Raw genomic sequence first — 11,556 nt, forward strand, 5'->3', positions numbered from 1 at the left:
CCGTCCCCGCCTGCGTCATGTCCGGCATCGTCCGGCCGAGGGGGCGGAGCAGGTCGCCCGCGGCCGACGCCGGACCCCGGGCGACGACGGCCGAGAACGGGAGGGCCGCGTGCCTGCGTATGGGTGTCCCCGCGGTTCCCGGCGAACGGGCTCGGGCCCCGCGCACCGCCGGAATCGGCACCGCCGCGCGCCCGCGCGGCTCAATCCGAACGCGGGCGGCATCGGTCGTTTGTGCCCGCGCTCATCGACGCCGGCCTGTCCCGGAACGTCCCCGGCGCCCGACCGGCGCGCCGCGGAGCTGAAGGTCATCGCGCATGTCTCACGCCGACCGCGTCGAGCGCTGGTTCGAGCAGTTTCCCGTGCTCGGGACGCTTCCGGCCGACCACCGGCACATCCTGCGCGGCGCCGTGCGCTTTCCCGTGCTGGAGGCGGGAGCGACCGCCTACGAGCTGGGAGGCGAGTGCGCGAACTACCTGATGTGCATCGAGGGCCGGACACGCGTCTTCCGGATCTCCGCGGGCGGCCGCGAGATGCTGATCTACCGGGTGGGTCCCCGGGGGACCTGCGTCCTCACGACCCAGTGCCTGCTCGCCGGCGGCACCTTCCCGGCCGAGAGCGTCGCGGAGCAGCGCACGGTGCTGGCGGCGCTTCCGGCGGAGACCTTCCGGCACCTCATGGCGGCCTCGGCCGCGTTCCGCGCCTTCGTCCTCGACGATTACGCCAAGCTCATGGCCGTCCTGTTCGGGCTCCTCGACGAGATCGCCTTCACGCCCCTTGAGGAGCGCCTCGCCCGGCACCTGCTCGCCCAAGCGGACCAGCACGGAAGGGTGACCGCGACGCACCGGCAGATCGCGGCCGACCTCGGCACCGTGCGCGAGGTCGTCAGCCGGCATCTCGCCGGCTGGGAGCGCGCGGGATGGATCCGGGTCCTGCGCGGGCAGGTCGAGATCCGCGACCGCATCGCCCTGGCCGGACATCGGCTCCGCCCCTGAGGCCGGGCCGGACCCCGGCGAAGCGCGAAACCCTCCGCGCGAGGAGGGTCCTGCGACGGGTCGCGCCGCCGGCGCGCGGGAACGATCGGGCTCCTCGGACGCTGGCCTCCCCCACCTCCGCGAGACCTTGCGCCGGGCGGCGCGCCCCCGTAAGCATGGCGTATGGTCAGGCTTCGGCAGCGGTGGGACGGGTACGCGTCCGGCGTTTGGCGCCGCGCCCTGGTTTGCCTGCTCGCCATCGCCCTGACCGTCTCCCTGGTGGACCCGGCCCTGACCGCGCCCGCGTCGCCGGACGAGGAAGCCGGCGGGCCCGGCATCGTCATCGTGCTCGATGCCATCTCCGGGGCGCCCGCCGCGGACGAGCCGGCGGACCGCGGCCTTGCGGGGCCTGGCCGTTGCAGCGCGCACTGCCCCTGCCATGCCGTCATCCGGCCGGAGAGCCCGGTCGTGACGCCCCTGCGCATCGCCAAGCCGCCCGAATTCACCCTCGGCACCGCCCGCCTCTCCTCCGTGGCATCGACGCCCCCGAGCGAGCCCCCGCGCGCCTGACCCGCCGGCCGCCGCATGCCGCGGCGGCAACCCGGGTTGCATGGTCATCCCCAGGCCCGGAAGGGAAGGCGCCCGCCCTGCGCGGCGCGGGTCCCGTCGATGCGACGGGGCGGCATGTGGCAGCATCTCGCAGGGTGGGCGATGCCCGTTCCCCTCATCATCGACCCCGAACCGGCGGTCTTCCCGGGCGCGGCGCCGCGTGCCGGCGCGTTCCCGCTCGCTCGCTCGTGCGGGCCAGGCCTCGGCGCTCGCCGCGGGTCGGGGACGCCGCGCAGCCGAGCCTCGGCAGGGCGGTACGCCGGAGCCGTCGCGCGGGTCGGATCCGGCCGGGCCATGGTCCGCCGCGGCGGTCCGCCCCGCCCGGGCGCCCAGACCCGCAGGTTCACCGGGTCGTGCCGGCGCCGAAACCTCCGCCCGGCCAGGGGCGCACGGTGCCCGCCGGCCTTCCTCCCCGTCGCCGAGCGCCCGATCGCGGCGGACCCGCGCGGCCTGCAGCCTGTGCGCCGCGCTCCTTCTGGCCGGCGCCACCGGGGGCGCGCGGGCCGAGACCCTGGAGGGTGCCCTCGCGCGCGCCTTCCGCGCGAACCCGGAGCTGAACGCCGCCCGGGCGGGCCTGCGCGCGACGGACGAGGAGATCGTGCAGGCCCGGGCGGGCTACCGCCCCACGATCCGCCTCGACGCCGACATCGGGGTCGAGCGACAGAAGGGCGTCGAGGGCGGGGAACGCTTCGCGCGGACCGCCCTGCCGGGCGGCGCCGGCCTGACCGTCAACCAGACGCTGTTCAACGGTTTCCAGACCGACAACAACACCCGGCGCGCGGAATCGACCGTGCTCGGCCAGCGCGAGAGCCTGCGCCTCACCGAGACGACGACCCTGTTCAGTGCGGTCCAGTCCTACATGGACGTGCTTCAGAATACCGCGACGCTGGAGCTGAACCGCAACAACGTCGCCGTCCTGCAGGAGCAGCTCCGCCAGACGGCCTTCCGCTTCCAGGTCGGCGCGTTGACCCGGACCGACGTCGCCCAGGCGGAGGCGCGCCTCGCGCTCGCCCGCTCGCAGGTGAGCGCGGCGGAGTCGCAGCTGGGCGCCAGCATCGGCATCTATCGCCGGGTCATCGGCGTGGAGCCGCGCCAGCTCTCGCCGGGCCGCCCGCTTGACCGCCCCGTGCCGGGCAACCTCGACGCCGCGGTCGAGATCGGCCTCAAGGAAAACCCGCAGATCGCCTCGGCGCTGCACGCGGTCGATGCCGCCGAGGCGCAGGTGAAGGTGCTGGAGGGCCGGCTCTACCCGCAGGTCGGCCTGACCGGCCAGGTCGCCCAGCGCTACGACCAGGAGCAGCCCGGCGACAACGGCCGCACCGCCTCGATCGTGGGCCGCATCACGGTCCCGATCTATCAAGGCGGATCGGAATACGCGCAGATCCGGCAGGCCAAGGAGCTCGTGGGCCAGACGCGCCTGCAGGTCGAGTTCCTGCGCGACCAGATCCGCGCCGCCGTGGTCTCGGCCTGGGGCCAGCTGGAGGCCGCCAAGGCCCAGGTCATCGCCTCGCAGGCGCAGGTCCAGGCGAACGAGGTCGCGCTCGACGGGGTGCGCGAGGAGGCCCGCGTCGGCCAGCGCACCACCCTCGACGTGCTGAACGCGCAGCAGGAGCTCCTGAACGCCCGCGTGCAGCTGATCCAGGCCCAGCGCAACCGCGTGGTGTTCTCCTACGGCGTCGTGCAGCAGATCGGGCGCCTGACCGCCCGCTTCATCGCGGTGCCGGTGGCGGCCTACAGCCCGAAGACGCACTTCGATCAGGTCAAGGACCTCTGGTCCGGCGTGCGCACACCGGATGGCCGCTGATGGGACGGAAGACCTTCCGCCGCCAGGTCCGCGCCCCGGGGCCGCCCGCTCATCCCTGGCCGGGGCTGCCGGGCGGTCCGGGACCGCCGGCGCGCCCCGACCCGCCCCCGCCTTCGCCAGACACCGCCGAGCGCACCGTCATGTCCCATCCCCGGCTCCGGCCAACCGCACGTCCCCTGTCCCGCGCCGGCGCCGCGCTCCTGATCCTGGCGCTGCCGGCCTGCGCGATCTCGCTGCCGATCTCCCGGCCTGCCGACGGTTCTCCCGGCGTGCCGGGGCAGGACCCGAAGCGCACGGCGCCCCTGGCGTTCCCGGGGCTCGACCCGGAGGATTGGCGCCGGGCGCGCGGCATCCTCGGCCTCGCGTTGGAACCCAGCGGGAACGGCCTGCGCATCCGGTGGGACAACCCGGCGAGCGGGCGGAAGGGCAGCGTCGTGCCGACCGCCGCGCCGGTCGTACGCGCGGGGCGGATCTGCCGCGCCTTCCTGGCCACCGTGGAAGAGGCGCAGCGCACCGCCAGGATCCGCGGCACGGCCTGCCAGAACGTCGGCGACGACTGGGAGGTGACGGAACTCGACCCCGGGAGCAGCGCGCCGGACCGTCAGGGCGTAACGAGGCGCGACGCCGAGCCGACCGGACCCCGCTCGCCCTGATGCGGGCCGCTCCGGGAAGGTTCCGTCAGGCGCGAGGATCACCGTCGGCGCGCCGCTGGCGGCCCGCCTCGGAACGGCGGCACGACGCGCGGACGGACCATCGGGGCGTTCTCACACCGGCGAGGGATCATGGGTTCGTACTGGGGCATCTGGGGAGACCTTCCCAACCACTTGGTGCGGCTGGGCCTCGCCTTCGCGTTCGCATTCCCGCTCGGCTGGAACCGCGAGCGCGAGGCGCGCAGCGCCGGATTGCGCACCTTCCCCATCGTCGCCATCGCCAGCTGCGGCTTCATCCTGCTCGCCAGCGAGCTCCTCGGCGCGCGCACGCCGGAGCAGGCGCGCATCCTCCAGGGACTCATCACCGGCATCGGCTTCATCGGCGGTGGCGCCATCCTGAAGGGGGGCGACAACGTGCACGGCACCGCGACCGCGGCGAGCCTGTGGAACGTGGGCGTGATCGGGGCGGCCGTCGGCTTCGGCTACTACGACCTTGGCCTCATCCCGGCCCTGTCCAACTTCCTGGTCCTCGCCCTCCTGACGCCCTTGAAGCGCAAGCCGCGGACCGCCGCGTCGCAGGACCGGGGCGCCGGCACCGAGCCGGGGGGAGGGCCGGCCGGCACGGGCGGGGCCGGGCACAGCGAATGATGCCCCCCGGGATCGGAAGTCAGCGCGAACCGGTCCGGCCCTGGCGCGCCTGCCGCGCCCAGATCCGATAGGTGCCGCCGAAGGTGTCGGGATGGCGGGTCTCGAAACCGTGCCACGCCGCCGGCGAGCGCGCCGCGGCCGGGTCCGGATGCTCGGCCGCGAACCGGGTCCGGTCCGACGGGCGTTCGGGCTCCAGGCCCAAAAATTCCAGCCCGCAGGCCTCCAGCATCGCGCCGATCCCGGGCAGCGTGAAACGGTGCTCCTCGACGTGGAAGATGAGGTCGCGGCATTCCGACAGGGTCCAGAAGTCGGAGGCGGGGCTGAGCAGCATGCCGAGGTCCGGCTGCGCCACGGCCCCGGCCATGACGGCACGCCGGCCCGCCCGCACGCCGGCCGGGGTCGGCGCGAGCGCGCGCTCCGCGACCAGGGCGCGCCCCGCGACGACGCTGGCGCGCGCGATCTCGCTGTAGAGCCCGAGGAAGAGCAGGCCGCCCGGCGCGAGCAGCCCCGAGAGGACGCGCAAGCCCTGCAAGGGCTCGCGCATGTGGTGGAGCACGCCGAAGCTCTCGATCAGGTCGAAGCGCTCGCCCAGGTTGGCGAGGTCGAGGATGTCGGCCTGCAGGTGCCGGACCGACCCGATCCCGTATTCCGCCAGCTTGCGCATGCCGTAGGCCAGGCTGCTGCGGCTCAGGTCGACCGCGAGCACCGAGGCGTCCGCGACCGACTGCACGAGCCGCATGGTCTGGATGCCGGTCCCGCACCCCGCGACGAGGACGCGTGGCCGCTCGACCGCCGGCATCTCGTCCGCGCCGAGGTGCGGCAGCGCGAGGTGGACCCGCTCGCGCAAGGGACGCGGGGTCCCGAGCAGGGCGCGCGACCAGCGCGGATAGGGGTTCTCCTCGTACTGGGCCTGGACCAGGAGGGACACGGCGTCGCGCACCGGCCTGAGCGGGACCAGGCTGTCCGCGAGGGCGCGCTCCTGGGCCGGCTCCTCGACCTGCTCGCGCACGAGGGCGCGCAGGGCGGGCGGGGCCTTGGCGAGGTCGAGGCGGGCCGCGGCCGTGCGATGCAGCGGCAGGTAGCAGGCCGCGATGGCGACCCGGCGCCAATCCGCCGCGCCCGCGTCGGCCTCGGCTCGACCGAAGCCCGCGCACAGGGCCGCCAGGGCGACCTCCTCCTGCTCGTCGGTGCAGTAGAGGTACTCGTTGAGGAAGCACTGGCGCGCCAGGGCGCAGGCGAGGGTGAGGTCCGGTGCGGGCGGCGCCCCCTCCCGCGCCGCCAGGAGCAGGCTTCGCCGCACCTCCGTCAGCAGGAGCTCAAGCCCGAGATCGGGAATGGGGGCGGCGGCGAGGAGCGCGCGGAACAGCGCGTCGTCCAGCAGGGCGCGGACGACCGCATCGGCTTCGGCGACGGTCTCGCGGGCACGCGGGGGATCGGCCGCCAACCGGGCGAGCAGGCCGTCGACGGCCGCATCCTGCCGCAGCGCCGCGACGGCCGCGGTGGCGAGCAGGCGCGGGTCGACGTCGGCCCGCCCGAACAGGGCGATCAGCACCGCCCGGAAACGTGGTCCCGCCGGCACCGCGCCGAGGTGCAGGAGCTCGCGGGCGAGCAGGCGCGGGAAGCCGGGCTGGTCCGGCGCGCAGGCGACGGCCTCCGCGAGGGCCGAGAGGCCCGCGAGCGTCTCGCCGGCCCGGAGGCGGGCGCTCCCGAGATTGGCCCAGAGCGGCGCCCGCGCCGGCGCCATCGTGACGGGGGTGGCCCGGAGCGCGGCCTCGAAGAAGGGCACGGCTTGGCCGAACTCGCCCTCCCGCACCAGCAGGAGCGCGAAGCCCGCCAGGCAGTGGGCGAGCTCCGGCTTCAGCATCAAGGCGCTCTGGTAGGCCTTGGCGGCCTCCGTGAAGCGCCCGAGCGCGCGCAGCATCTCGCCCGCCTGGCCATGCGCCTCGGCGAAATCGGGGCGGAGCTCGGCGGCCTTCCGGAAGTGGCGCAGGGCCGAGCCCGGCGCGCCGGTCTGCCGGTGCGCCTCGCCGAGGTTGAACTGCAGCAGCGGATCCTTGGACCGCGTCGCACGCACCCGCTCGAAGTGGGCCAGCGCCTCCTCGGGCCGGCCCCGGTTCAAGGCGACGCAGCCGAGCACGTCGAGGGCGGTGGGCTCATGGGGGCGGGCCGCGAGCACCGACCGGGCCTGGTGCTCGGCCTCGTCGAGACGGCCGGCGTTCAGGGCCTCGGCCGCCCGCCGCAGCGCCGGCAGCGCCGCCGACGGGACCGCGCCCGACGAGGTCCCGTCACCCGCCCGATTCCGACGCTGCCGCATGTCCGTCCTCCGCCCGCTCGCACCCAGTCCCCGCCGCCCGTCCGGCCCGCGCCACCGTCGCTCATCCCGAGGCGACCAGCAGGAGGGTCGCCGCGGCGAGGATGGCCGCCATCAGCAGGATCAGATCGCGCCGCGCGGCGGCCCGAACCCACCGCCTCACGCGGCGGCGACCGCCACGGGCTCCCGTGCTCCAGCGCGCCGTCTGCCGCGCCATCTTCTTGCTGCCCATCCCGGGCCTCCGGATTTGGTTGGGTGTCGCGCCCCCCGATGCCGACGCCCTGCGCGCAGCCGCGCCGCGGTCGGCCGAGGGAGGCGGTCTCCCGTCGCCCCCATGTCGCGGCGCGCCCGCCGTCCGCCGCCTCCCAGGGCTCGCGCCGCGCCGTCGAAGGCAAGCGCGTCCGGGAAGAGCATGATGCGGGAGGTGATCCGGGCGGCGTGGCTGGCCGCGAAGGCCGGTTGCGCGCGTGGGCCGGCTCCGCCGCGGCGGCGCCGGCCCGGGACGGCGCGCAGGGCGCAGGGGCAAGAGGGGACGGCCTGCCGCCCCGATCCGCCCCGGGCCGGCGTGCCGCGGGCAGGGCGCGGCCCGCTTCGGGCGCGGCACGCGCGGCGGGCCTCACCGGCGTCCCTCGGTCGCCTCGGCCGCCCCGGGCGCGCGTGGCCCGACGGACGGCGCCACCGAGACGGCGACGCGCACGACTTCGAGCAGGCGGCGGCCGTTCAGGACGAACAGGACGGCGGCGAGCCCCAGATAGACCCAGGCGAGGGCGGTCAGCGTCGCGACGGTGCGCGCCTCGTCCTCCCGGTACCAGAACGCCAGTCCGACCTGGATGCCGAAGAGGCCGGCCAGGGCGAGGGCGGACCAGAGCCCCAGGCGCAGGCGCAGGAGCAGCGCCAGGGCGAACAGCGACTGCGCCGCGGTCAGGAAGAACTCCTCGGCCTGGCGCGCGTCGAGCGGCAAGGCCGTCAACGAACCCGCGCCGACGCTCATCGCCAGGGGCAGCATGCCGACGAGCAGCGTCCACTGGTTGATCTTGTCGCTCACCAAGGCGGCGAGGCCGCTGGCGGCGCGCCCCGCGACCACGAACAGGATCGCGACGGTGACGGCCGGGGCCTCGCTCGCCAGCGGCGCCAGCCACTGGATCAGCAGGAACTCGTTGAGGCCCAGCAGCCGGCCCGAGCCGACCATCGCCTCCGCGAAGGGCTCGGCCGAGACCAGGATGATCCCGCAGGCGACCACCGTCAGCGCAGCCATGGACGCCCACTGGGCGGCGGGCGTCAGCGCGTTGAGGGCGGCGGCCGGGCCGGGCTCCTCGCCCTCGTCCTCCTCGGCCTCGGACCCGCCGCGCACGCGCCAGACATAGGCCGCGAAGATCGCGACGAGCACGGCGAAGTCGAGCAGCGTGATCGTGTCCTTCAGCACGATCAGGAAGGCGTAGAGGCTGGCGACGAGCAGGACGACGATCTCGACCGCGTTGCTCCGCGTCAGCGCGATGGCGCGCCCGCCCCCCTTCAGCCAGTGCAGCGCGACCAGCAACGGCCACGCCAGCCCGACCAGGAGGCGGTTGGCGCCGGTCATGTTGGCCGCGGCGTAGTGGACGTACTGGGAGTCCGGGCCCGCCTTGCCGGCCTGGTAGGCGTAGTAGAGATCGACCGCGTATTCGGGCAGCACGGTCACCAGGGCCACGACGGCGACGATCAGGCCCAAGGAGACGTGGCGTTCGGCCGCCTCCGCGCCCCACGAGAGCAGGAACCCGGCCGACAGGATCGCGGCGCCGAACGCCACCATCTCGCCGATGGGACCGACCTGCAGGCCGGTCAGGCGGATCCCCACACCCGGCAGGGCTGCCAGCACCGCGAGTGCGACCAGCATCAGGAACCGTCTCATCCCTCATCCCCCGTCACACCATCCTCCCCTTCGGCCTTGCGGCGCCGACCGTCACCCGAGTTGCCGTCCCGGAGAGTCCCGGATTTCCGCCCAAAAACGGGCGGCCCGGCGCGGGACACCTCCGTTCCGCACGGCCGACCGCCGCGGCGCGGAGATCTCGGCCCTTGTCCGTCATGCGTGCGCCGTTCGGCCGGCGAGTCAGCGGCACCAAGCCGTCCACGCCCGGAAGCCGGGGCTCGGGAGGCAGAGCTGCCGTCAAGGACCGGCTCTCGGCGTGAACACCCTCGCGCCCGCCATCCAGCGCTCAACGGTGTCCTTGTCGTCGCTGATCTGGGACAGGGCCGACACGAGGCTCACGTCGTCGTGTTGAAGACCGAGTTCTCTCGTGATCGCGTTGATGCCCGCCCGATGGGCGCATCCGACAAGTTGGAGGACGCCATAGGACTTCATGTAGACGTCGGCTTTTCCGGAAACCGCCGATTTCAAGGCGTCTTCGCACAGCACGGCATCGGAGGACAGCAACGTACGACATGCGAACGGTCGCACCGCGTAGACCGAGCAGGTTTTCTCCTCGCTCAACAGCGGGCACGGCAGGCCCGCGCGCGACCGGCCGACGACGCGGAGGGGAGCCGGTCGATGCGCGGGTGCGCCCGACGGCCGGCCTTCGGGGCCGTGCGCCGCGTCTCTCCTGCGCGCGATCAGGATCGCTTCCGGGATGGACACGTCGACATCCTGGTGGCAGCACCAGGCGCATCCCGTCCTGCAGGCGACCGGCAAGCGTCCGCCCGGAGCGTCCGCGACCAGGCCGTCGACCGCAGCGTCGCCATGCCTGAAGACGACGCCTTCCAGATAGTTCAGAAGGGCTTCGATCTTCGCCGCGGTGCTGCCTTCCGCGGACCGGCACCTCGTCAGGCCGCCGTCCCTGACGTCGCGAGCGATATTCGTCGCAGCTCCATAGATCAGTGGATCCAAATTCGTCGGCATCCCCATCGGAAGCGGGACTTGGATGGGGTGTCCCTGCCGGGATGGAACCTGTTCGGATGCTCGCCGCCGGCTTGATTGGCGGCCAAACGCTCGTCGCTCCATTGCGAACCTCGATACGTACCCATGATTTGGCTGAGCGGTTCGGGTTGTCGTCTGCATGCCGCAGAGACCGACGTATCGAGGTCGTGGTGGTTTACTCGGCTTATCCAGGTCAGCCGAAGGCAAAGCCGCCGCATCCGGCGGAACGCCAAGATGGCGGGCAAGCAGATGCCGTCCGGGACATTCGAGCGCCGGGCTGAGACCCGAGCCGCAGTCGCAGGTGCCACCGCACAGGCCCGGTCCAGGCAAGGAGTCCTGGGAACAGCCCGGAGGCTCGCGGCTTCCGTCGCGCAGCACGCCGGGCAGGTCCGCGAGAGCGATGGTAGCCTGCCTCTCGGCCGGTCCGCCCGTGGCCGCGGTCGCGAGACCGACCAGCCCCAGGATCAGCGCAAGCGCGATCATGCACGCGCCCAGGCGGAGCGGGCGGATCGCGGTCGGCACGGAGATGCGTCCGGTTTTGCGCATGGCTCTCAGGGATCGGGCCGCCGGTCACGCGAAGTGGTTTCGGGCATCCGCCCGGCCGTCGCCGGCTGACCGGACGGTGCGGCCCAGGCCGGAACGGTCCCGGGCGGCCTGTCCATGCCCCTCGTCCTGCAGCGAAGGGACTTCGCGGCCGCGGGAGACGCGGGCGTCGGGTCCGCAAGAGCCGCTGCGATCATGAGGCGCTCCCTCTGCCCGGCACCGGGGGCCAGGCCGGAGGGCCGCCTTCATGCACCCTGTAGCCACTACAGGGTCAAGGCCATATCGCGGGTCCCTTCGCCGACCGTCGGCGGTCTTGCCAGCGCCGCGGGGAGGCGCAGTTGGCCCGGCCGAGGCGTCATGCGGCCGACCGCAACCGGGACCCAGCGCGGGCCATCGTTCGTCGCCTCCGGGCCGGGGGAGGTGCACGCTCGTCCCGGATTGCCGGGGCTGCGTGCTCGTGCGATGCTCCGCGGGAGGCGGGGGGAGGTCAGCGAACCTGTGGCGATCGCGCGTTTCCTGGTGCTGTCCGTTTTCGCGTTGGCCATTGCCGTCGCGCCGGCGGCGCAATGCACGACGCCGAGACACGCCTCCCTCGCTGACCTGACGGTGGCGGAGCCCCCGGCCTATCCTCACGACGGTGGATGGAGCGTTGGCATCGTGCCGGCGCCCGACGATGGCGACGTCGTCGGCGCGGGGGCCGAGGCGATCTCCGCGGCCGCCGAGGCGGCCGGTGACATTCCGGACGACGTGGCGCCGAAGCCTTCCCACCGGCACCAGCCCCAGCAGAAGCGCGCCGCCTCCTGCCCGGCGACCTGTTCGCCCTTGGCATGCCAGGCCGCCGTGCCCGCGCCGCCGGCCTCCGGTGCCATATCGGGGCTTCGGCCGGCCGAGCGGCTCCGGGCGCTGCAGGAGGATGCCGTCGCCGACCCGCACCTCCTGCGCATCGAGCGGCCGCCGAGACGCACCGCCTGACGCGGGCGGCGCCCGGACGCGGCCGCCCCGAAACCGCGTCGCCGAGCCGGTCATCCTGAGCTGATCCCGGCCGACGGCCGGCCGTGCCCTGGTCGACGCCTCCGCGTCGCCGGTGCAACTCGGGCGCGCCGTCCCTCCCATGCCCGCCAGCCCCGCTC

10 protein-coding genes are annotated in these 11,556 nt (G+C 74.3%); 6 read left to right on the plus strand and 4 right to left on the minus strand.

Features of this window, described 5'->3' with window-relative positions:
- Positions 1-314 precede the first annotated feature (314 nt).
- The 5 genes from AX737_RS17125 (at position 315) to AX737_RS17145 (ending at position 4,682) form a co-directional block, all read left to right on the plus strand.
- Positions 315-992, plus strand: coding sequence for a Crp/Fnr family transcriptional regulator (locus AX737_RS17125; RefSeq protein ID WP_009863996.1), 678 nt, complete (start codon positions 315-317; stop codon positions 990-992).
- A gap of 162 nt (positions 993-1,154) precedes the next feature.
- Positions 1,155-1,541, plus strand: a complete 387-nt coding sequence (locus tag AX737_RS17130) for a hypothetical protein (RefSeq protein ID WP_066923535.1) — start codon at positions 1,155-1,157, stop codon at positions 1,539-1,541.
- Positions 1,542-2,037: 496 nt separating this feature from the next.
- Positions 2,038-3,384: a TolC family outer membrane protein gene (locus AX737_RS17135; RefSeq protein ID WP_066923544.1), complete on the plus strand. Its 1,347-nt coding sequence runs from the start codon at positions 2,038-2,040 to the stop codon at positions 3,382-3,384.
- 140 nt (positions 3,385-3,524) lie between these two features.
- Positions 3,525-4,037, plus strand: coding sequence for an RT0821/Lpp0805 family surface protein (locus tag AX737_RS17140; protein ID WP_066923538.1), 513 nt, complete (start codon positions 3,525-3,527; stop codon positions 4,035-4,037).
- A gap of 129 nt (positions 4,038-4,166) precedes the next feature.
- Positions 4,167-4,682, plus strand: a complete 516-nt coding sequence (locus AX737_RS17145; RefSeq protein ID WP_050772665.1) for an MgtC/SapB family protein — start codon at positions 4,167-4,169, stop codon at positions 4,680-4,682.
- A 19-nt stretch (positions 4,683-4,701) separates the two neighbouring features.
- Here AX737_RS17145 and AX737_RS17150 read toward each other — a convergent pair whose 3' ends face one another.
- From AX737_RS17150 to AX737_RS34545, 4 genes are all read right to left on the minus strand, one after another.
- Positions 4,702-6,996: a class I SAM-dependent methyltransferase gene (locus AX737_RS17150; protein ID WP_012752987.1), complete on the minus strand. Its 2,295-nt coding sequence runs from the start codon at positions 6,994-6,996 to the stop codon at positions 4,702-4,704.
- A gap of 61 nt (positions 6,997-7,057) precedes the next feature.
- On the minus strand, positions 7,058-7,225 hold the full coding sequence (locus tag AX737_RS33380; RefSeq protein WP_012752988.1) for a hypothetical protein: 168 nt from the start codon (positions 7,223-7,225) through the stop codon (positions 7,058-7,060).
- A gap of 384 nt (positions 7,226-7,609) precedes the next feature.
- A complete protein-coding gene (locus AX737_RS17155; protein WP_012752990.1) occupies positions 7,610-8,881 on the minus strand; it encodes a sodium/hydrogen exchanger in 1,272 nt (423 codons plus the stop codon).
- Between the two features lie 255 nt (positions 8,882-9,136).
- Positions 9,137-9,853: a YkgJ family cysteine cluster protein gene (locus AX737_RS34545; RefSeq protein ID WP_158022374.1), complete on the minus strand. Its 717-nt coding sequence runs from the start codon at positions 9,851-9,853 to the stop codon at positions 9,137-9,139.
- A gap of 1,071 nt (positions 9,854-10,924) precedes the next feature.
- On the opposite strand from AX737_RS34545, the gene AX737_RS17165 reads away from it, so the two are divergent.
- Positions 10,925-11,398 carry a hypothetical protein gene (locus AX737_RS17165; RefSeq protein WP_012752991.1) on the plus strand — a complete coding sequence of 158 codons (474 nt, stop codon included), beginning with the start codon at positions 10,925-10,927 and terminating at the stop codon, positions 11,396-11,398.
- The last annotated feature ends 158 nt before the right edge of the window (positions 11,399-11,556 follow it).

This window comes from Methylobacterium sp. CCH5-D2, from assembly GCF_001556475.1.
GTDB lineage: Bacteria > Pseudomonadota > Alphaproteobacteria > Rhizobiales > Beijerinckiaceae > Methylobacterium > Methylobacterium hispanicum.